Below are 21221 nucleotides of genomic sequence, written 5' to 3'. Positions count from 1 at the left end.
CCAAACGCGTTACGAGTGGCTAGGACAGGTACAGGCGCCAACCAAAGCCGACCACCAAGCCTCCGGCGGCAGCGCAAGAGGTGAATACGAGCCAACTTCTCCCCAGCCAGTGAGACAATACAGACATGACCTATGTTTCGGAACACTACTGGCACGATGCCGTCAACAAAGCCACGACCGATCTGATGACCTTTGGCTACAAGCATGTGGTCAAACCCAACTTCGTCTTCAACCACCGCCCCGACGAGGCCCACGACCAGATGATTGAGTTCTGCCGGACCACCCGGCATATGACCCCGCTCATGTGGCTCCTGCGCCAGACCCTGGACTACACCGATCCGGTCTTGGAGACCGAGGTCATGGGGCTGGGCTTCGCCAACCCCTTCGGCCTGTCCGCCGGCCTGGACAAGAACTGCGACATGCCCGTTTTGCTCGACAACGCCGGCTTTGGCTTCGAGACCATCGGCTCCATCACCTCCCGCCCCTGCAAGGGCAACCCCAAGCCCTGGTTCCACCGCCTGCCCGAGTACGACTCCATGCTGGTCCATGTCGGCCTGGCCAACGATGGCAGCGAGCGGGTCATCGACCGGGCGGAGAAGGCCTGGACCCAGGCCAAGACCATGCACATGTCCATCTCCATAGCCCGGACCAACGATGACCATACCGGCAGCATCGACGAGGGCATCGAGGACTACCGCAGCTCCCTGGAAGTGGCGGCCGGCCGCTCCTCCATGGTCGAGATCAACATCTCCTGCCCCAACACCAAGGTGGGCGAGCCCTTCATCGAGCCCGACAATCTGGACAGGCTCTTCACCGCGCTAGACCTGGTCGACCGGCCCCAACCCACCTTGGTCAAGATGCCCCTGGACCTGCCCTGGCCGCAGTTCAAGGAGTTGCTGGACGTCCTCAGCAGCCACCAGGTGGACGGGGTCACCATCGCCAACCTGCGCAAGGACCGGACCGGTCTTGACATACCCCGCGACTGGGAGGGCGGCCTTTCCGGAGGCCCCACCTACGCCCCAGGCAACCAGCTGATAGCCAGCACCTATAGGGAGTATGGCGACCGTTTCACCATCGCCGGCGTGGGCGGGGTCTTCACCCCCGATCAGGCCTATGCCAAAATTCGCTCCGGCTCCAGCCTGGTCATGTTCATCAGCTCCCTGATGTACCGGGGACCCCAGCAGATCTCCGTGCTCAAGCGCGGCCTGGCCGAGCTCCTGAAGCGAGACGGCTTCTCCTCGGTCTCCCAGGCTGTCGGCGTGGACGCCTGACCCATAGGCTCAAGATCCACCCGGCTACTGCTGCCAGCAATCAGGCGTGGGGGCATAACCCAGCCATGGGGGTACGCAAGCCTTGAGGGGTGGGAACCCGGAAGCCGGTCTCAGTCCCAGCATCACATCCTTGGCCGGGCCCATAGGCCCGGCCAAGGAAATCGAACCTGGCCCCCAGACCATCAGGAGCGAGGCCAGAGAACAGCAAGCAGCCAGTGGTGCCCTGCCTCCATGGCCCCGAGTACATTACTCCGCCCGGGCCGGATTGGAGCCTAACGCTGGGGGCCTTGCTGCTGAGGCTGTTGCGGGTTCGGTTGAGGACTGATTCCACTGCCCATGTATCTTGGATCGGCCACCCCATAGGCAGTATCGCTGGGAATGCCGGTGGCCTCAATGTAGGAGCCTACGAAATTCCGCCAGGTGGGGGCAGCCAGGGTCTCACTGCCCCAGTCCCCACGGGTAACGCCGTTAATGGTCTTGCCGTTGAGCGATACCTGGAACTCAGCGTTGCCAATGGCCAGGAAGGCCGCTATCTGATGAGGCACGAAACCACCTGTGGTGATGTAGGTGTCCTCGTTGGTTCCCGTCTTGGCGAAGGTCTTGAAACCGTTTGGCAATTGCGCCGTGGAGGCGACACCACGGACCACCCCCTGGTTCATGGCATAGGCGGTGGTCTGGGCTATCTCCTTGGGGATGGCCTGGTGGCAGTTGGCGGACGGAACCTTCAAATTACGACCGCTCTTATCCACAACCTTCTTCAGGGCAATGGGCGTGCACTCGACACCATCAGCCGCCAGGGTGGCATAGACGTTGGCCATGGTCAGGGGCGAAGCCGGGGCCGTGCCGATGATCATGGGCGCTTGGAAGGAATTGGTTGAGTAGACGTCTTCCTGCCCCAGGGGCGAATTGTGGTAACCAAGGGTCTTGGCGGCATCCGCCACCGCACACAAACCTATCTGCTGGGTCATGGATGCCTGGGTGGTGTTGTGGGACATGACCAGGGCCTGGAGTGGGGACTCGGGATTTACCGTGGTGCCATAGGCGTTATTCACATTCCATGATCCAGAGCCGGTGAAGCGAGGGCAGTTGGTGGAGAAGGTGCTCACTTCATACCTGGTGGAGGTCCTCAAGGGCTGGGTGATGGACTTGCCTGCCTGCATCCAGGCCACCATGTTGATGGGTTTCCATGACGAGCCGATCTGCCACCCCTGGCCACCGCCGTCCTTCTCATCCACCGCATAGTTGATGGCCGTGCGGGTGGGATCGGCTTTGGCCGCATCCGTCGCGTCATAGATCCTGTTCAAGCCGAAGCCAAGCACCTCGCCCGTTCCGGGCTTGATGGCGCCGATGGCAACTTCCAGGCCACTCGGATCATCTACCGGGATGGCGTTCCTGGCCGTGGCCATGGCATTGTTGTTGGCGGTGATATCCATGGTGGTGTAGATGTCAAGGCCACCCTCATTGAGCAGTTTCTGCCGGTCCGCCCTGGTCTTGCCGAACTCCTTGGAATTCAGGACCTGCTTGCTGGCGTAGTCGCAGAAGAAGGCCGCATCACCGGCTGCCTGGCAACCCACATTGACATCATCCTGGATGTTCAGAGTCCCCTGAATGGGCATGGCCCTGGCCTCATCATGCTCCTTCTGGCTGATGTAGTGCTCCTGGAGCATCAGGTCGAGGACTATATTCCGCTGCTTCTGGGCCTCCTCCTGGTTCTCGGGGACCGATGGATCATACTGTGAGGGGTTCTTGGTGATGGCCGCGATTGTTGCCGCCTGGACCACGTTCAGATCCGCGGCGGAGGTGTTGAAATAGCGACGTGCGGCGGTCTCCACCCCGAAGAGGTTGTTGCCGCCGAACTGGGCTATGTTCAGATACCCCTGCAGGATCTCCGGCTTGGTGTACTTCTTCTCCATCTGCACGGCGATGAGCATCTCGCGTAACTTGCGGGCTATGGTCTCTTCAGAGGCGTGGTATTCGGCGATGGGATCGTCCTTCTCCCTGGCCGTGTCCATCAGCACGTTCTTGACATACTGCTGGGTCAGGGAGGAGCCTCCCTGGGTGGCGCCCTTCTTGATGAAGGTCTGGATGAAGGCTCGTATGACACCTTGGACGTCAACGCCGGAGTGCTCGAAGAAACGCCGGTCCTCACGGGCCACGACGGCCTGCTGCATGGGTTTGGAGATCTTCTTCAAGGGCACGACCGTACGGTTCTGGGCATAGAAGGTTGCGATGACCGTCTTGCCGTCCGAGGCGAAGAGCCTCGACTTCTGGGGCAGGCTGGTCACGTCGAAGTCGATCCCCTCGACCTTGAGCGCTGGCATCATGGAACTGGCGGCCTTGTTGGTCCCGACCACGGCCGGCATGAGCATGGCGGCACTGACCACGCCACCTGACAGGCAGAGCAGCAGGTAGGCGAGAAAGAGGGCGAATACCCGGCGACCAGTGAGGGTTTTCTTCTTCGGCATGGTCTCCATTCTAAAGGGGACCCTCTACCAGCGGACCGGCAAGCCGGACTCCCTATAGGGTCAGCGCCGAGAACGCCGAATGAGCATACCGGGCTGGTAGATGATGATGGAACGACCCTCGCGGGCGATCCACCCCCGGTTGGCGAATTCCATCAGGGCCTTGTTGACCGTCTCCCGCGAGGAGCCGACCAGCTGGGCCATCTCCTCCTGGGTCAGGTCGTGGGGCACCTTCAATCCAGCCTCCACAGGCTCTCCGAAGCGTGTGGCCAGGTTAAGCAGGGTCTTGGCCAGCCGGGCCGGCACATCCATGAAGACCAGGTCGGAAATGCGCTCGTTGTTGGCCCTCATACGATTGGCTAGAACCTGCAACATATCGACCGCAACCCGGGGGTACTTGTTGAGCCATAAAAAGAGGTCGTCATGCTCCAGCCAATCCACCTGGGTCTGGTTGGTCATGGCCACAGCTGAGGCGGTGCGCGGCCCACCGGCTGGATCGAAGACCGGAATCTCGCCCAGAACCTCTCCGGGGGCATGGATGCTCAGGAGTTGGACCCGTTTGTCGTTGGACTCGCGAATCAGTTTGACCCGCCCCTCCTCAAGCAGGTACATGCGTTGGTCCGCCGCTCCCTCGCGGAAGATATAGTCACCCTTGTAGAAGGTCTCGTGCTTGAGAAGAGGCAGGAGTTCACCGGCCTCCTTGGGGAAGACGTGCTTGAAGAGAGCGGTTTGCAAGAGGGCATTCTCATCTTTCGGAATACCGTTTGGCTTGGCCGCGTTCATGACACCTCCGACGAGAATTGACCTATTACGTGTTGACCATTATATTCCCGAGGAATCTGGGGCCGACCCGCCGGGCTGAACTGGTCAGAATTCGCGCATACATTGAAATCCTCCCGCTCAGGTCGGCAGCAACATGGCATGGACCGTCTCATCCGCCCACCGCCCGCCCGGCGGCCGATGCCAGCAGGTGCTCAATGATGGCCTCTCGGCTCATATGGGTCTGCGAGCGCAGGGGGTCGACCCGTTTGGATGCCGAGGCCACGGATTTGTCGCTCAACTTCTCCTGAGAGATCCGTAGGACCCTGCCCATGGCCTGGGCATCAATATCATAGGCCATGGTGACATGGTGGAGGACCGAACCAGGACCGCCAGCGACCGGCGGGAAGCGACGCTGGGCCGCTCCACCTATCTTGCCTGCGGACGATCCGATGTCGTTGAGACCAGAAAACCTGACCTCCATCCCCAAGTCTCGCAGCGCATCAAGCAGCCATTGGTCACAGAGCCGGTAGGACTCCTCGATGCCCACGCCCCGTACAAATTCAAGTGGCGCATACAGGGAGTAGGTGATGGTGTTGCCTGGTTGGATGAACATGGACCCACCGCCGGTGCAACGCCGGACCACGCTCATACCCAGCTGCGCGGCAGCCTCCTCATTGACCTGGGCCTGGATGGATTGGAAGTGACCTATGACCACCGCCGGCGACTGCCACTCCCAGATACGCAGGCTGGCGGGTCGCTGCCCTGCCGCCAGCTGCCGGGCCCAAGCTTCATCCAGGTCCATCTGTTCCTGGGGCTGGCGGGGACGATCATGGACCAGCCGCAAGCGCAAGGACCGCCAGCGCCGCCGGTAGTCGACCTCCACCGATTCCGGAGGTGACGGCCGCCTTGCGGGTTTGCGCGTGTCTTCGGTGGCTTTGGACCACTGAATCAGCTGGGCGCTAACTCCTGTCCCCAAGGCCTTTCTGGCCTGTTCGAGCGCACGGTTGTAGGCGAGTTCTATATATCGGGCATCCGTCCCAATAAGGCGAATCCTGGAGTCGCCGCTGAGGACCTGCCCTATCGGCAATCCGGCGGCAAGACGTTGCTCAATGCGATGAATCAGGGAGCGGGCCCGGCCCGCATCCCCACCCTCCACAAAGAAGTCGCCGTCCATATGGCAGGCGTCAATATGCCCCGATGGGTCACATTGCAGCTCTACAGCCACCATCTTGCCTCCGGGGGTCTTGGCCTCGGCTCGATAGGTGAGTGGATGCTTGCCTGCTCCTACTGCTCTGTCGTCATTGACCAGTGCGCTCACTACCCGTCAGTCTTCCAGCTCGACCCCATTGGCATCACGGTGCCAGGGACTGCCATAGGAGGAGCTGAGCACCAGGATGCCTTCGATCAGGCCCCAGATTCCGGCGATTGCGGGTCCGATGACGACTATCCACCCCAGGAGGGTCAGCAGGAGCTGAGCGACGGCCTTGCCGGTATAGCCCAGGTAGAAGTTGTGCACACCGATGAATCCCAGGAAGATGCCCAACAAGCCCGCAGCCAACTTGCTTTTGCGTACGTACCCAAGGGGGGTGACCATGGGTGTGGGACCATAGCCTGGGGTGTAGGACTGCTGGTAGCCGGGCTGGGCGGGCGGCTGCTGATACGGGGAATACTGCTGGTTGCCAGGCTGCCCACCGGTATACTGCTGCTGGTAGCCGGGCTGGGCGGGTTGCGCATAGGCCGGAGCGGCAAAGCCTTGGTAGGCAGGCTGCTGAGCCGGTGGCTGCTGAGCCGCACCTTGCCCGAAATCAGGCTGCTGCGTTGACGGCGGGATTGGCCCAGTTGGTTGGCCCTGCCGTCCGGAGGCCGCAGCGGACTGCGGGGCACTTGGCTGGACCGGCTCTGTCGGCTGATCCTGCTGTCCTGAGATTGGAGTGGGCCGCTGGGTCTGGTCTCCCTCATGCTGCTGGGATGAATCCGGGTTGACGCTGTTCATTGTTCCACTCTCCTGGCTTCTTGTAATGGCCGATACCTTCGTTGCCTACAACCTTCCAAAGGCTAACACATGATCGGGAAGGTCAGCTAGTCTCCGCCCCGGGCATGCCAAGGGCTGCTGGCCCGTATGGCACAGGCTCAGAGACGGGCCAGGATGTCCTGACCGACCCGCTCGGTGGACCGCTGGGTGGAGCCCCGCTCCTCGATGTCGGCCTCTACCGCCCGCTCAATGCTGGTGGCCGGTTCCTCCAGGCCCAGATGGCGCAGGAGCATGGCGGCTGACAGCACGGCGGCTGTGGGGTTGGCGATGCCCTGGCCCGCTATATCGGGGGCGGACCCATGGATGGGCTCGAACATGGAGGGGTACTGGTTGGAGGCATTGATGCAGCCGGAGGCCGAATAGCCCACGCCTCCCACAACCGCACCGGCCTCATCGGTGAGGATGTCACCGAAGAGGTTGTCGGTCACAATCACATCGAAGCGGGATGGCTCGGTGACCAGGAAGATGGTGGTGGCGTCGATGTGCAGGTAGTCGTGGCCGACATCGGGGTAATCCTTGGCCACCTTGTCGACCAGCCGCTGCCACATATCGCCGGCGTTGACCAGCACGTTCTTCTTATGGACCAGGGTGACGTGCCTCCTGCGTTTCATGGCCAAGTCGAAGGCGTAGCGGACCACGCGCTCAACCCCATAGGCGGTGTTGATGGAGATTTCCGTGGCCACCTCGGCCTCGGTGCCTTGGCGGATGGCGCCGCCGGCACCGCAGTAAAGGCCCTCAGTGCCCTCACGCACCACGACGAAGTCGATGTCGCCTGGGTTGCTCAGGGGTGAGGTGACACCCTTGTAGAGCTTGGTGGGCCGCAGGTTGACATACTGGTCCAAGGCGAAACGCAGCTTGAGCAGGAGGCCCCGCTCCAAGATGCCTGCCTTGATACGGGGGTCCCCAATGGCACCCAGCAAAATGGCGTCGTTACGCTTGATGCGCTCCAGCTCCTCATCGGGCAGGATGGTCCCGTCACGCAGGTAGCGTTCGGCACCCAAATCGAAGTTCTCATAGGTAAAATCGGCCAGGCCGGCAGTGGCCTTTTCCATGACTTGCTGGGCCACAGGGATGATTTCCTTGCCGATGCCATCGCCCGGAATGACGGCAATCCTATATGTTCGTGTTTCGCTCATACCCGGGAGCCTACCTGGGGCAGGCAGCCGTCTCACCAAAGTGTCCGATGTATGGACACCCCTCAGCGCAGGCCCAGATCCCACAACATCAGCAAATCAACGGCACCACGTCGGCCACCGGTGGGCCGCTAACCGGTCACCGATCGGCCATCAGCGACCGGCGCCGGCAGAACGACGTCATAGCACGGGCCGGCAAGGAGACGGGACTAGCTGCGGGCCCCCATCCGGTCCAGACACCAAGCGTTCTCGAAGGAGATGTCCTCCCACTGCTTGTAGCGGCCGGAACCACCCGCATGGCCGGCCTCGACCTCGATCCTGGCCATGGCGTCAACGCCGGCGGACTGCAGGCGGGCCACCCATTTGAGGGGTTCCACATAGAGGACCCTGGTGTCGTTCATGGAGGTGGTGACCAGAATCTTGGGGTAGTGCCCGACCCGGCTGTCGCCAGGGGCCCGCGGTGTGTTCTCGTAGGGGGAATAGGACTTCATGTAGTCGTATACCCGCCGGTCGTGGAGGGGGTCGCCCCACTCATCCCATTCGGTGACGGTCAGGGGAAGGGAGGGGTCCAGAATGGAGGTCAGGGCATCAACGAAGGGCACATCCGCTTCAATTCCCGCGTAGAGTTCCGGCGCCATGTTGGCCACCGCGCCCATCAGCAGACCGCCGGCGGAACCCCCGTTGGCCACGGTACGGGATGGGTCGGCAAACCCGTGTTCCTGCAAGGCCTTGGTCAGGTCCACGAAGTCCTCGAAGGAATGCTTCTTCTGCAGGCGCCTTCCCTGCTCATACCAGGCCCGGCCCATCTCACCCCCGCCGCGCACATGGGCCACGACGTAGAGCACGCCCCGGTCCAGCAGACTCAGTCTGGCCACGGAGAAGCCCGGGTCGGAACTGATCTCATAGGCCCCATAACCAAGGATGAACATGGGGATGGAGCCCGCTTCCAGTACCGGGAGTCCTGCCCGCAGAGGGGTCCGCGCCTCTTGAGAGGTCTGGGCCGGTGAATCCTGGGCGCTGGCATCCATCGCAAAGGCACGGCCAACCTGCGGCAGCCGGTCACGCCGCCAGACCAGGGAGACCGGGATCAGCTCGCCATCACGGGCCCTGACCCATGCCCGGTGCTCGGCATAGTTGGCGGCATCGAAGTCACCCAGCACCTTGCCGGCCTTGAGCAGCCGGTCACGCCCTGTCACCGGATCCAACTCCCTGAGCTGGCCTGGCCTGGTGTAGGAGGCGAAGGAGTAGCGCATGCGCGGGGCGTCATAGGAGGGGTTGCCCCCACCTCCGAAGGAATAGAGATGCTCACCAGCCGAGGTAGGGCATGGCTGCGCATGGTCTGTCACACTATCAGCACTGCCAGCGCCATCCACCCTATCCACCCTGTCGGCACCGTCGGCACTGTTGGCGGCGGCCAATTCGCCTTGGTGGCCGGCATTGCCATCCGCATCCCCATCACCCTCGACCGGCACCAGCTCCTTGAAGGCCCAGGGGCGGCCAGCCGCAAAGTCCCGGGCGGCCTGATCCTTGGTCATCAAAGCCAGATGGGGCAGGCTGTCAGCCCGGTAGGAGAGGGTGACGAAGTGCCGATACATGGCCACCCCCTCGATGGCCAGCCCCCTGGCACCCTGCATGATGGCCGGATTGCGGGGATTCCAATAGGGGGTGTTGACCGGCTTGCCGCTGGCCCCGGCCTCGACCCTGTCTCCCTGCTCGCAGCCATAGGGTGACCCTTGGGCCAGGCACACACCCTCTCCCAGCCGATAGGGAGGCCGATGGTCGCGCAGGTCTATCAGGTCGATCTCGAAGTTGGGATTGCCGGCATTATGGTAGACGATGGCCAGAGGAATGTCCTGCCCGCCCGGCCCAGCCCCCTCGAAGGAGGCGAAGGAGGCGTCGTATTCGATGCCCTGCTGGCGGGGGATGAAGACCTGGAAGTCGCCCTCCGGCTGGTCGACCGGCAGCATGCGCATCTCGCTGGTGGTCTTGGAGCCTGTGGAGATGACCAGGTAGCGCTCGTCGAAGCTCAGCCCCAGACCGACCCAGAAGCGCTCGTCCTCCTCCCGGAAGACCTCACGATCCTGGCTGGTCGGGCTACCCACCCGGTGGCGCCTGACCGCACAAGGCCTCCAGGCATCGTCCAAGACCGTATAGAAGACCCACTGGGCATCAGGCGTCAGGCAGGCTCCGGCTATGCCGTCCAAACGGTCGGGCAGGTCCTGGCCGGTCGTCAGGTCACGCAGCCTGAAGTCATAGCGTTCCCTGCCCTGGCTGTCGCTGCCATAGAGCATCCAGCGGCCATCACGGCTCAGGTCCATGCCGCCCAGCTGGTAAAAGTCATGCCCCTCGGCCTCGGCGTTGGTGTCGAAGATGACCTCCTCCCCGGGGAGGGAACCGGGGGCGGCCTGGGCGTCGACCTGGGGTGGGTCCCAGTCATCGGGCCCGGTGATCGGCAAGCGGCATTGCACCGCGTACTGCTGACCTTCGACAACCCGGACGAAATACCAGTATCCGTCCATGCGGGTGGGGACCGACATGTCGGTCTCCTGGGTCCGCTCCTTGAGCTCCTGGAAGAGTTTGTGCTTGATGTCGTCAAGATGGGAGGTCCGCCGGCGGCAGTACTCGTTCTGCGCCGCCACGAATTGCTGGACCTCCGGCGAATCCTTCTGCCGCATCCACTCGTAAGGGTCGGCGAAGATGTCGCCGTGGACCTGACGCTCCTGGGGCTCGCGCCTGGCCTTGGGGGGCAAGGGCTCCCCCACGGGGTCGACGGAAGCGCTGGTTTGGCTCTGCTTGGCGGATTCCTGCCCTTGAAGCTCCAGATTGACTGATGCGGCTTGCTTGTTCATATCTGACATTCTACGTGCGGGCCGACCAGCGCTGTTCACCTCCGGCTGGAGCTCAGTGGAACTGCCGGAGGTAGGGCAGCATGGTCTTCATCAGGTTGGCGCCGGTCGTGCCGTTGAAGACCGGAACGTCTGTGACCGGCATGGGCTGGGTCGCCGCCAACCCCGACATGCGGCCCAGGGGCGAGGACTCGCGCGGGCTCAACTGGCGGATGCCGATGGCCAGAACCCTCCCCGGGTAACGCCGGGCGATGGTGGCGTAGGTGGTGGGGTCCTTCTGCCCATCGTCGCCGATGAGGATGAACTTCATATGCGGAAAGTCGGCCATGAGCTGCTCGGTGAATTCCAACTTGTGGTGGACCCCGGAGGTGATGGAGCTCTTGGGCCTGGGGTCCATGTCGCGCAGGAGCAGGGGGCCCATGGGGTAACCCTGGTCGCCGATGAACTGGCGGATTGACCCCTCCACGTTCCAGGGCGAGGTGGACAGGTAGACGAAGGGCGCCTGGGGGAACAGATCGGCGATCTTGTTGTAGAGCACGCTCATACCTGGTACGGAGACGCGCTTGCGGGGATTGAGCAGGAGGAGGTTGTAGGCGGCCTTCCAGAGGGTGGGGACCTGGGTGACCAGAATGGTGTCGTCCACATCCGAGATCAGGCCGACTTGGGTGTCAGAGGGGATGGCGAAGAGCTGGGAGCTGACCGGCGCCCTGCCTGCCACCTGGTAGGTGACCTCGTGCGGACCGGGTTCCAAACGACGCTCGACCACCAGGTCCAGATAGCCGGAGGCATCAGTCAAAGCCTCATCGGCCCTGCTCCCCTGGCCAGGGTCGACCTTGTCATAGACTTCCAGCTTTCCCACCTGCAGGGTCGAGACCGGAACGCCATCTATGGCCACGGACACATGAATACCAGGAGCCGGGATGGCCAACATACCGCGAATACCTCGTAGAACCCGCCCGGACTGGCTGTGCCTGGGGGCGTATACCGTCCGGCAGACCAGACGGGAGTATTCGTCATTGCCATAGCCTACATAAGGCTCAACCATGGGCCTCCAGTCAAGCTTGCCGGCCAGGGCCGAGGAGAGCCGGACCCAAACCCCGTAGACCAGCGAGAACAGACTATGGGCCAGGTTGTTCTTGGCTGAACGCTGGCCTAGCCTTCGGCGGCTATCGCGCAGACCGAAGCTGGAGACGACCTTGCGTGCGGGAATGGGGACGGTCTCCATATCATCGGCCTGAACCGGTTCCCGATCCGTCTCTTGAGCCATAACTCCACTTCCACCTGGGTTGTCGCCGCCCCATGCCGAGGCAGGCAGCTCTCAGCTGTTACGAACGACGGCCGCGTACTCTTCGGCAGTCAGCAGTTCAGGCTGATCATCATCAAGGTCTATCTTGAGCATCCAACCCTCACCATAGGGGTCACGGTTGATGATCTCAGGATCGTCGGCAGCGTCTCGGTTGACGTACCTGACAGTTCCGGCCACCGGGCAGACCAGGGGCTGAACCGCCTTGGCCGATTCCAATTCGACTACCTCATCTCCGGCCCGAACATCGGTCTCGACCTCCGGCAGATCCACAAAGACCAAGTCACCGAACTGGTCGGCCGCGTATTCGGTAATGCCTACCAGGGCAGGGCTTACGGTGCGGTCCACCCAAACATGCTCGGTAGAATACTCCAGGTGCTCAGGCACCTCAAGATTCTCGGCAGCCTGTTCGCTTGCGTGCTCATTCATAATCATTAGGGTACAACACATTCGGACCGCAGCTTCACCCAGAGGTGAGAAGTGCGGTCCGATGCGGTGGCTGGCCTTCGCGCCTAGCGCACAGGGCCATCCGGCCGAGTGCCGATCACCTGAACAATGGTGCCCTCAGGGCAGTGATCGTAGATCCACTGGGAATCCTGCTCATACATGTTGATGCAACCATGGGAACCCCGGTGGGTCGGGTCTCCGGTGGCTATGCCCACAGGGTTCCAACTGGCCGTGTGGAAGCTCTCACCGCCATTGTAGTAGCTGACCCACTTGACACCGGGAATCAGGTACTTGGACCCATCATTATTTAAGCCGCGCATATCCTGTATGGCATATTTCAGATAGATGGCGAAGGTGCCGGTGTCGGACTCATAGCTTCCCGCCATGCCGGTGCAGACCGGGAAGCTCTTGACCACATTGCCGTTCTGGTAGACGGTGGCGGTCTGGTTGCTCTTGTCCACCACTATGCGCCATTCGCTCTTCTTCTGCTTGACATCGTGCGGGGTCACATCGGCGTCGGCCTTGATATCCGCAGGCTGGTCGTTCTGGAGGGCCTTGAGGATCTGGTCGGCCACGGTGTTGGTGTTCTTGACATTGACTCCGTCGACACCCTTGGTGGTGGTCAGTAGGACGGTGCCCTTATCGTCGACGACGTCCTCCTGGCTGACCATGGCCTGGTTGAGCTGCTCAGGGATGGACTTCGCCGCGAATTCATCAATGGCCTGCTTCTTGTAGTCGATGCTGATGGTACCGGCCTTCAGGTCTCCCTTGGGCTCTATCCAGCTCGCCCGCTGGTCAGCCGGCAGGTCGATGGACTTGGCATTGCCATTGCCGATGGTCAGGTGGAGGGTCAAGCGTTTGTTGGCCTCGTCGGCAGCCTGCTGGGCCTTGTCGACGGCTATGGGCATGGGGACCTGCTCGTAGCTGACCTTGGCTGACTTGGCCTGGCCGGGGTGGTTGATCAGGTCATCAATCTCTTGGCTCACCGGCTTGCTGACCACGGAACGGCCGCCCTTGCCCTCCTTGGCCACGAAGCTGGAGGAGCCAGGGTCGTAGGCAATGCTCGATGGTAGGGCCCGGTCATCCTCACCCACGAAGCTCTTGACCAGGAAATCGTTCAAGGCCAGCTGGTTCACCGTGGCGTCCAGGCCCACATCCTGCCTGGCAAGGGGATTGACATGCGAGATGACCTTGGACTGCTTGGCCTCCAGGAGCTTGTCGGCGGTGTGGTCCACGTTGACCTTGACACCAAGATCCTCCAAGCTGGCCCTGACTACCTTGCCCTTGGCGTCCTTAAGGGTTATGGTCGAGTCCTTGACGGTCTGCTTGACAGTATTGCGGACCTCTTGGGGTGTCTGCCCAGTCACCTTGGCTGAGCCGAAGGACACCCCTGGTGCCACACGGTCCTTGAAGTACCAGTTGGCGCCAAAGAAGCTGGCGAGAACCAGCAGGATAAGCGCCAGCACGATGCCGATGATCACAGCCATCCTTAGCTTGTGCTGGTGGTTATCGACTCTAGGGTTCAGGGCCGCCATGGTTGCGGTTTCATCAGGATCGAAGCCCGCACCGGACCTTCCTTCTTGCGACACCGCCTCCAGGTCCTGTTCCAGCAAGGAATTGGCACCCATGGACGACGGGGCCTGTGCGGGGCCCGATCCCCGCCCTTCTTCCATGCCAAAGTCCTCAAAAGAACCGGTCATGCTGAAAATCCTTCCTGTGATACTCCGATAAGATTAACCCCAAGATATGACTATGCGAGGGAAGCAGATGAGCTGATCCCTCAGCGGGCGTATAGGCAGAGCCTTGTCCATGGCCGCCCGGCAGTAGCAGGGGCATGAGGGTGGCCTGTGATCAACTAACCCTCTGTACTAGGGCCAATAGGGCCTGGGCCAGCTGGTCCGGATGCTCCACAGCGCTGAAATGACCGCAATCCGCTATGCGGGTGAAGACTGGCTGAGTCCCTATCATGGCCTGGGCCAGGGGCTCCATTACTGAGGGCGGGCTGGAGGGGTCAAGATCACCGGAGACGAGAGCGGCGGGCGCGGTGATCCGGGCTAGCTGGTCCATCAGATCCGGGCGACCGGCAGCCATCCGCTGACGCCAGGCGATACCCTCGGGACTCTGGTCCTTGATCCATGCGGTCATGGTCTCTATGAAGGCAGGGGAGCGTTTGACGGTGGAATCACCGCTCTGGGGCTGGGCAAAATGCATGACCGGCTGGGTGGACTGCCCCTCCAGGGCCTGACTGGCAACCCGCAGACGGTTTGCCCTATGCTCATCGTCATCGGCCTTGGCTGTGGTGTCGCATAAGGCCAGACCCGCCACCGCTTCAGGGAAAAGCCGCTGCATATCCATGACCAGGTAGCCGCCCATGGACAGACCCACCCATATGGCCCGCTCCTGGCCTCCCTCATGCAGGAGATTCAGATAGGCCTTGGCCATGGCGTCCAAGGCCTGGGGGTAAGAGCCATCCGCAGCCACCGGTCCCGTGGCAGCTGAATCGGGGACTGGGCTGTGGCCGGAACCGGGCATGTCGGGAGCCCAGATGGGGAAGGGTGCCATGCCTGCCTCGTCAGTCAAGCGGGAGAGTTCCTGGGCACAGGCATCCCACATCCTATGGTCAACAGGAAAGGCATGGACCAGGACCAGCGGCAGGCCTGAACCTTCCCTATAGATGGTGTTGTGCAGGGTCATATTCGTAGTCATACGCTCAATCCTTTCTTTGCATGAAATGACCTTTGATGCGTCGGCATGTCACCCCTGGGCCGCTCCCCCACCTTGACGCCCAACAGCTTGCACGTGGAGCCAGGGCGGGGGCAGCCGCCTGGACACAGGCGTAGATGGCCAAGCTATCTGGCGCCGGTCCACAGCCGGCTGGCGGCCGTCAGATACCCGCCCAGGCCAGCGCCTTACGGACGATGGCTCCATGGCCATCGACCATCTGCTCGATGAAGGTCTCCATCTGCTCACCATGCGGATCACACCATTGGATGTCCAAAGTCTGGTCCTGGGGCTTGCAATCGCCAGCCAGGGGAACCACGTAGCACAGGGCTATGGCATGCTGCCGGGGGTCATAGTAGTCGCCCAGCCCTGGAGTCGGGAAGAATTCCGCGACGGTGAAGGGGGTCATGGACTGGGGCAGGGTCGGCAGAGCCAGCTCGCCAAAGTCCTTGGCGATGTTGCGGGCTATGGCCTCCCGCAGGTTTTCGTGGAAGAGCACCCGGCCGGCTATGAGCGTGCGTTCCAGGGAGCCATCGGCCCGGACCCGCAGGAGTGAGCCGATCTCGACCAGGCGGCCCAGCTCGTCGGTATGGACCGGGACAATCTCCACATAAGGTATGGGCACGCTGCCACGAATCCGGTCTATCTCCTCAGGACCAAGCCAACCAGGGGGATTGCCCTGGGAGGACCCACGCACAAAGTCCTCGGGCGTGATGGCATCAAACTCGCCGCGCTTGCGGCCGGCATCGAAATCACCCTCGTCGGGCACCTCATCATTCAAAACTGGCATGCCCCCATTATCCCTCTTGCATGGGGGGTGTTCGCAAGCCCCCTACCCTACAAGCGGTTCCGAAGCCTGCCCCTGGTGATAGGCCCCTCAAACCAGGGAGGACTCAAGGCTGGAGCGAGGATTGAGGGGAGCTGTGGGGCTTTGCCTGAGAGCTTAGATTGTTGAGAGCTTCTGGGAGACTGTTCATACGTCATACCGGCGCATCCTACGAAAGGAGCTGATCACATGGCAACCCAAGCTGTCAGTGCACAAGACTTTGAAGAGACCATCAACAAGAACAAGCTGGTCTTCGTGGATTTCTGGGCCACCTGGTGCGGCCCCTGCAAGGCCTTCGGCCCAGTCTACGAGAAGGCCAGCGAGGAGAACCCCGACATCGTCTTCGCCAAGGTCGACATCGACCAGAACCAGGAGCTGGCCACCGCGGCCGAGATCCAGGCCGTCCCCACCCTGATGATCGCCAAGGAAGGCCAGATCATCTTCAAGCAGGCCGGGGCCCTGCGCGCCTCCGACCTGGACGACCTGATCAAGCAGGCCAAGAACATCGACTTGAGCCAGGAACCCGAGACGGCCGACAGCAAGGCCTGATGCCTCTGCTGGCTACCGGGCAATGCCCACAGCTCTTCATGAGTGGGCATTGCCCTTCTATAACGTCTTGCGACTTAGGCAGATACATCCAAAGTGAAGACTTCCACCCTTGGTACTAAAATTGCAATAGCTTTCGTCCAGATATCGACAAGTCAGCCAGGTCAATGTGGTTGAATAGCCGTTGGACCAACGCCAGCTGTAGACGGACGATTGTGGAAGAACCACCATCAAGAAGGAGCACCATGTCCAGACACCGCAAGGAGATGCCCACCCTGAGCTCACTGAGCAAGCGTCAGTGGTTGCGGATCGTAGCGGTTGTCGCCACCATCGTCATGGTGGCCGGTGCCGGGGTTCTTTCCGCCGACTTCTACCAGTCTCATCAGAAAGGCTCTTACCTGACCTCTTACTCGGCAACGAGTAGCAGTGCAACTGAGGTTTCCCGCGGCACCAGCCGAGACGATTTACGGGCTGCCAACAGTGGCACTTCCTATGTGAAGGTCAAGATAAACGGCAAGTCCCGCATGGTCTTCGGCAACAACTTTACTGATGTCAAGTCAGTGCTGGACGCTGGTGACATCACCCTGGAACCTGATGATTCGATTAGTCCCTCTCTGAGCAGCAAGGTTAAGGAATCCACAGTAATCACTATTGAGCGTTCAGCAGCAGACTTAGATACCTCCGAGGCTGCCATCGCTTTCAACACCGTAAAGAAGGAGACCGCCGCCCTGCCGAAGGGTCAGGAGAAGGTCCAAACCGAAGGCCAGGAAGGCATCATGGAGACCACCAGCTTGGTCACCAGGTCTAAGGACAAGGTCACCTCATCCAACGTCTTCGCCTCCTATGTAAAGCAGGCCCCGGTCGACAAGGTCATTCTGGTCGGCACCGGGTCCACCAGCAGTGTCCAAGCTGCCGCTGCCAATATCGGCACCACCGTACCCGCCGGTGAAATGCAGCAGTGGGCACATGATTACATGTTGTCCAACGGCTACACTGAGGCCGATTTCACCGCCACCGTCTACATTATCTCCCATGAGTCAGGCTGGAGGGTCAACGCCCAGAATCCATCCGGAGCATATGGACTCCCCCAGGCTCTACCTGGCAGTAAGATGGCTAGTGCTGGTGCCGATTGGGCCAACAACTATCAGACCCAGCTCAAATGGTTCTGGGGCTACTGCGCCCAGCGCTACGGATCAGTACAAGGTGCCTACAACTACTGGTTAAGTCACCACAACTACTAAGTAATTAGTGACCAAATTCTAGGAACACGCTGCAGCTTGAATTGCTCCCAATCGATTGATTATCATCAATATGACCCAGTCCCCCTCAAGACAGCCACTACCGTCTTGAGTAATATTGCTATATCTCCTGTCAATGACCATTTTTGTATGTACGAAACATCGGCAAATTCGGATTGCTGCTGACTTAAGTCACTGCGGCCGGAAATTTGCCAGATGCCGGTTATACCTGGCTTGACCAGCAGTCTAGACGAATACAAGGTCCCATATTTTATTACTTCTTCAGGTAGAGCTGGGCGAGGTCCGACCAGGCTCATATCGCCCTTCAGAACGTTGAAGAACTGCGGAAACTCATCCAGAGAGAATTTTCGAATCAAGCGACCTATTGTGGTTACACGAGGATCTACCTTCAGCTTGAATAAAAGCCTGTCGCCAACACCATACTCGGCTATAAGCTGCTCTTTAATCTGCTCAGCATCTGTTCGCATGGATCGGAACTTATACATATTAAAAGGACGTCCGTAAAGCCCGATCCGCTTCTGTACAAAGAAAATAGGCCCACCATCTTCATGTTTTACCCGCACAGCCACCCATATCATGATGGGAGATGAGAGGACCAAGGCGCAGAAAGATAGTACAATGTCAATCAGTCGTTTCAACACACGTGTTGTAAGAGAATACTGCGATAGCCTCGCAGTCAGAACAGGCATGGTCGGATCATTACGTAACCTCAGGGAAGATCCTCCCAGATCAGCAACCGATACGGACAAGGCCAGTTCGATGCCCATCGCTTCTATGGCTAGAGACAAGGTTCGTGCCGTTTCAGAGTCCCGTGATATCACATCGGCAATCAGGACGGTTTGTGCCTTGAGATATTTAGCTGTTTCAGGTAAGTGGGAATTGAAAGGTAGGACTTGGAGTTTTGCCTCATCCTCGTCTTGGGGAACAAAAACCGCCGACTCGATCCTTTGCTCACCTTTGCCGGCGAAATCACCATCTGCGCATACGATAGGGCACACGGCAATCGGAGCATACCCAATGCTTTTATTGACACGCAACTGTTTAAGAACGGTATGAATACCCTCAGGTGATCCCGCAACGATAGTCGCATATGTGTATTCGTCATTCCTGCGATGCCGATGCAAACTGCGCCTCATCAACCAGCGTTCAACCAAAGTCAGCAAAGTTGTACATAAGGGAACAAATACAGTCATGCTCCTTGGAATGTCCAGCTTCAGAATGTAACTCGCCGTGCTTAAAATCAGAAAATCATAGAAAAGGGCAGTCAGCACCTTTTCATACATGTCGTACCCTCCCCCCATGCTATGCCGCGCATAGATGTGGGTTGCAGAAAGACTAATAATCCAAGCAGCCGCAATCAGCAATAGAAAAACGAATACGTTGTGATCGAATTTTTCATTGCGTAACAGAAATGTGTATGCTTCAGGCCTAATAAGAAAGATAAACGCGGCAGCCCATAGCGACATAAGAATGTCCAAAGCAACCAGTGTCGCATTGTAAAGGATGCTCCAGGTGGGGACCGCATAGTCGAAGATACGTAACTTGGCCCCTGACCTGTTTTGGTCGGCAAAGCGCTTAGTGGATGCTTGTGATAAATATGTGCCATCGAAGAAAGGAGCCTCGGATGAATCGCTTCCGCTTGATTTATCCGAATCACTGTCCAGGTTTATTTGTGTAGACGGCACCTGCACACACTCCTATCCCGCGATTCGCACTTCCAGCTCTGCTGTCGATTACCTACTACAGTGCAGAACGCCAGCAAAGACCTGACCCCCACAGTGTTTTGGCATGTCGTTCATCACATAAGCGAAGACCAAATCCAATTTAAACCCTGGATTGCATTTTGATGCTCTTGGTACTCCGCAACCACTAGTAATACAATGCCATATAGTACCACCACCCCCTATTGGAGATTGTTCGTGGGGTTCGAGAGAAAGGGGGTAGCTACTACCCTTGTGAATATCGGTTCATTCATGAGAAACGAGGCTTCCAATGGAAATAGGCAACAACAGCCTTCGACAGGTATGACTCTGGTCTTGTCCTGCAGGGTGCGAAGAGACATTGAAGGAAGGAGGCGCAATCAGGTTCAATGTCCGAACTAGTTGTTCATCCAACGTGACACCGCTAGTCAAAGTCCTTCAAGGGAGGCCCACAGAAGGCAATAAAGCACAAGCCTTATTGAAAAGTCGAAATGGACTGCAGCTTATCCTTCCATCTCGTGCGGGCAAGCAAATCCTCAACCCAAGCAGACAGGGGCCCTACAACCATAAGATTAAACACAAAGCTGATAACCATAAACCCTATAAAAAGCCCTATGTTCGCGAGTGATAAGAAAACGAATTTGTTTAAAAGCCCCAACGGCTCAGGCCACATATTAACGCTCCGCCACAAGATACCCCACACATTATGATTGCAATGAATCAGATAGACTCCCAAGACCGATGGAGAAAATGTCAACACAATTCTTGATATCAAAGTCTTCCTATGAGTCTCAGCCTTCTGTTTTGGAATATTTACGACCCAGAGGAATATAGTCAGGGCAATGATCAGTGAAGGCGTTGGGGCGCTATTCGCCATTTTAAGATTCCAAGTAAGCAGATTACCGGGATAGCCCATGTATTTAACGATACGTCCTCCGGCGGTGAGCCAGCGCGTGCCGAGAACACACAGAAGGAAGACGACACCCGAGACCATCATTACCATGGCAAAATTAGGTTTTGGTAAATGGTTATTATAACGGGCGATCAGATTGCCGAACAGGTACACGGCAAGAAGATAGCTCACTTCGTTGAAGTATCGAAGGTTCTGGTTGAGGAAAAACCAGAAGAATAACACCCAGACCACTATGCCAGCGAGTATCCATGCCTGACGCTCAGTGATATTATCAAGGAGAACATTGATGAAAGGCCCTATTGCCATAACTACAAAAAAGGCGCTAATAAACCAATAAGCCCGTTGGGTAACGGGGAAAATTGCCTCAAGAGCTGGGTGCCTCACCATTGATCGGGAAATAGGTTCAGGAAGGAGGGAGGCAACCCTACATATCTTCCATAGAATATATAGCGCCAGACTATATAAGAAGACCTGAACCCACAATTTTATCATGCGTGGTATGGGGCTGCTCTTGCTCCTAGCCAAGAAGTAAGCAGAGATGAGCACAAAAAGACAGACTCCTATCTGCCCCGTATTAGTCATAGTATCGAAGATGATGCGTGGCCATGTGTGGTAGGACGACGGACTTCGTTTGACTCGCCAATCCGATGTATTAAGAAAATGCGAAACGAGAATAAGGAACATTGCAAAGATTCGCAAAGCCTCAAAATGCCAATCCCGCGACTTGGCAGTCATGGTTACCTTTCTATACGGATTCACTTATCGCATCGAAAATATACACCAACTTCCCATGATAGTTTCAGATGCTTGATAGATTCTAGAAGTCCCCCCTCCCCCGGCCTCCAGCCGCAAGAGAGACGATGTCGGTGAGAGGGAGACATGCTTGTCTTTCATGAAACTATCTAGACGACAGCACAATATTGTTCCGCCTTATAATCAAGCGTCTACTAAACAGTATCCGATGCTATTATGAATATCGTTTTGATTCGTCTCACTTGTC

16 protein-coding genes are annotated in these 21221 nt (G+C 58.9%); 3 read left to right on the top strand and 13 right to left on the bottom strand.

The features are described 5' to 3' along the window. Window positions 1-125: 125 nt before the first annotated feature. Window positions 126-1271, top strand: a complete 1146-nt coding sequence (locus CRD60_RS06915; RefSeq protein WP_113860552.1) for a quinone-dependent dihydroorotate dehydrogenase — start codon at window positions 126-128, stop codon at window positions 1269-1271. Window positions 1272-1543: 272 nt separating this feature from the next. Here CRD60_RS06915 and CRD60_RS06910 read toward each other — a convergent pair whose 3' ends face one another. The 11 genes from CRD60_RS06910 to CRD60_RS06860 all read right to left on the bottom strand — a co-directional run bounded on the left by CRD60_RS06910 (window position 1544) and on the right by CRD60_RS06860 (window position 15767). Then, a complete protein-coding gene (locus CRD60_RS06910; RefSeq protein WP_113860551.1) occupies window positions 1544-3736 on the bottom strand; it encodes a transglycosylase domain-containing protein in 2193 nt (730 codons plus the stop codon). A 60-nt stretch (window positions 3737-3796) separates the two neighbouring features. Next, window positions 3797-4516, bottom strand: coding sequence for a Crp/Fnr family transcriptional regulator (locus CRD60_RS06905; RefSeq protein ID WP_113860550.1), 720 nt, complete (start codon window positions 4514-4516; stop codon window positions 3797-3799). A 148-nt stretch (window positions 4517-4664) separates the two neighbouring features. Continuing rightward, on the bottom strand, window positions 4665-5723 hold the full coding sequence (locus CRD60_RS06900; protein WP_113860564.1) for a lipoate--protein ligase family protein: 1059 nt from the start codon (window positions 5721-5723) through the stop codon (window positions 4665-4667). Window positions 5724-5819: 96 nt separating this feature from the next. Then, a complete protein-coding gene (locus CRD60_RS06895; RefSeq protein ID WP_113860549.1) occupies window positions 5820-6488 on the bottom strand; it encodes a TM2 domain-containing protein in 669 nt (222 codons plus the stop codon). A gap of 137 nt (window positions 6489-6625) precedes the next feature. Then, window positions 6626-7663: a 3-isopropylmalate dehydrogenase gene (locus CRD60_RS06890; protein WP_113860548.1), complete on the bottom strand. Its 1038-nt coding sequence runs from the start codon at window positions 7661-7663 to the stop codon at window positions 6626-6628. Between the two features lie 206 nt (window positions 7664-7869). After that, a complete protein-coding gene (locus CRD60_RS06885; protein WP_113860547.1) occupies window positions 7870-10509 on the bottom strand; it encodes a S9 family peptidase in 2640 nt (879 codons plus the stop codon). Window positions 10510-10561: 52 nt separating this feature from the next. Then, entirely contained in the window at window positions 10562-11773 is a 1212-nt protein-coding gene (locus CRD60_RS06880) for an App1 family protein (protein WP_236630893.1), read from the bottom strand. A gap of 51 nt (window positions 11774-11824) precedes the next feature. Then, window positions 11825-12238, bottom strand: a complete 414-nt coding sequence (gene gcvH / locus CRD60_RS06875; RefSeq protein ID WP_113860546.1) for a glycine cleavage system protein GcvH — start codon at window positions 12236-12238, stop codon at window positions 11825-11827. Between the two features lie 83 nt (window positions 12239-12321). Then, entirely contained in the window at window positions 12322-13956 is a 1635-nt protein-coding gene (locus CRD60_RS06870; protein ID WP_236630892.1) for a L,D-transpeptidase, read from the bottom strand. A 151-nt stretch (window positions 13957-14107) separates the two neighbouring features. Continuing rightward, window positions 14108-14962, bottom strand: coding sequence for an alpha/beta fold hydrolase (locus tag CRD60_RS06865; protein ID WP_236630891.1), 855 nt, complete (start codon window positions 14960-14962; stop codon window positions 14108-14110). Between the two features lie 178 nt (window positions 14963-15140). Then, window positions 15141-15767: a DUF4916 domain-containing protein gene (locus tag CRD60_RS06860; RefSeq protein WP_113860544.1), complete on the bottom strand. Its 627-nt coding sequence runs from the start codon at window positions 15765-15767 to the stop codon at window positions 15141-15143. A 225-nt stretch (window positions 15768-15992) separates the two neighbouring features. Between CRD60_RS06860 and trxA the strand changes: the two genes are divergently transcribed. Further along, complete coding sequence (gene trxA, locus CRD60_RS06855; RefSeq protein WP_113860543.1) at window positions 15993-16352, top strand: thioredoxin; 360 nt, start codon at window positions 15993-15995, stop codon at window positions 16350-16352. Between the two features lie 242 nt (window positions 16353-16594). Beyond that, the gene (locus CRD60_RS06850) at window positions 16595-17590 is read left to right on the top strand and encodes an aggregation-promoting factor C-terminal-like domain-containing protein (protein WP_113860542.1); all 996 of its coding nucleotides are present in this window, start codon (window positions 16595-16597) and stop codon (window positions 17588-17590) included. A 65-nt stretch (window positions 17591-17655) separates the two neighbouring features. Here the strand turns inward: CRD60_RS06850 and CRD60_RS06845 are convergent, their stop codons facing one another. Together CRD60_RS06845 and CRD60_RS06840 are read right to left on the bottom strand one after the other, a co-directional pair. Further along, window positions 17656-19293, bottom strand: a complete 1638-nt coding sequence (locus CRD60_RS06845) for a sugar transferase (protein WP_236630890.1) — start codon at window positions 19291-19293, stop codon at window positions 17656-17658. Window positions 19294-19783: 490 nt separating this feature from the next. Further along, a complete protein-coding gene (locus CRD60_RS06840) occupies window positions 19784-20956 on the bottom strand; it encodes an acyltransferase family protein (RefSeq protein ID WP_113860540.1) in 1173 nt (390 codons plus the stop codon). Window positions 20957-21221 lie beyond the last annotated feature (265 nt).

This window comes from Bifidobacterium aemilianum (assembly GCF_003315635.1).
In the GTDB taxonomy this organism is placed as follows: domain Bacteria; phylum Actinomycetota; class Actinomycetes; order Actinomycetales; family Bifidobacteriaceae; genus Bifidobacterium; species Bifidobacterium aemilianum.
The sequence above is the reverse complement of the archived record's forward strand: the minus strand, read 5'-3'. Positions and strand labels throughout refer to the sequence as shown.

Excerpts from the sequence above, each read along its gene's own strand:
- CRD60_RS06915 (WP_113860552.1), top strand. The coding sequence starts at position 126 with ATGACCTATGTTTCGGAACACTACTGGCACGATGCCGTCAACAAAGCC.
- CRD60_RS06910 (WP_113860551.1), bottom strand. The coding sequence starts at position 3,736 with ATGCCGAAGAAGAAAACCCTCACTGGTCGCCGGGTATTCGCCCTCTTT.
- CRD60_RS06905 (WP_113860550.1), bottom strand. The coding sequence starts at position 4,516 with ATGAACGCGGCCAAGCCAAACGGTATTCCGAAAGATGAGAATGCCCTC.
- CRD60_RS06900 (WP_113860564.1), bottom strand. The coding sequence starts at position 5,723 with ATGGTGGCTGTAGAGCTGCAATGTGACCCATCGGGGCATATTGACGCC.
- CRD60_RS06895 (WP_113860549.1), bottom strand. The coding sequence starts at position 6,488 with ATGAACAGCGTCAACCCGGATTCATCCCAGCAGCATGAGGGAGACCAG.
- CRD60_RS06890 (WP_113860548.1), bottom strand. The coding sequence starts at position 7,663 with ATGAGCGAAACACGAACATATAGGATTGCCGTCATTCCGGGCGATGGC.
- CRD60_RS06885 (WP_113860547.1), bottom strand. The coding sequence starts at position 10,509 with ATGAACAAGCAAGCCGCATCAGTCAATCTGGAGCTTCAAGGGCAGGAA.
- CRD60_RS06880 (WP_236630893.1), bottom strand. The coding sequence starts at position 11,773 with ATGGCTCAAGAGACGGATCGGGAACCGGTTCAGGCCGATGATATGGAG.
- gcvH (WP_113860546.1), bottom strand. The coding sequence starts at position 12,238 with ATGAATGAGCACGCAAGCGAACAGGCTGCCGAGAATCTTGAGGTGCCT.
- CRD60_RS06870 (WP_236630892.1), bottom strand. The coding sequence starts at position 13,956 with ATGACCGGTTCTTTTGAGGACTTTGGCATGGAAGAAGGGCGGGGATCG.
- CRD60_RS06865 (WP_236630891.1), bottom strand. The coding sequence starts at position 14,962 with ATGACTACGAATATGACCCTGCACAACACCATCTATAGGGAAGGTTCA.
- CRD60_RS06860 (WP_113860544.1), bottom strand. The coding sequence starts at position 15,767 with ATGCCAGTTTTGAATGATGAGGTGCCCGACGAGGGTGATTTCGATGCC.
- trxA (WP_113860543.1), top strand. The coding sequence starts at position 15,993 with ATGGCAACCCAAGCTGTCAGTGCACAAGACTTTGAAGAGACCATCAAC.
- CRD60_RS06850 (WP_113860542.1), top strand. The coding sequence starts at position 16,595 with ATGTCCAGACACCGCAAGGAGATGCCCACCCTGAGCTCACTGAGCAAG.
- CRD60_RS06840 (WP_113860540.1), bottom strand. The coding sequence starts at position 20,956 with ATGACTGCCAAGTCGCGGGATTGGCATTTTGAGGCTTTGCGAATCTTT.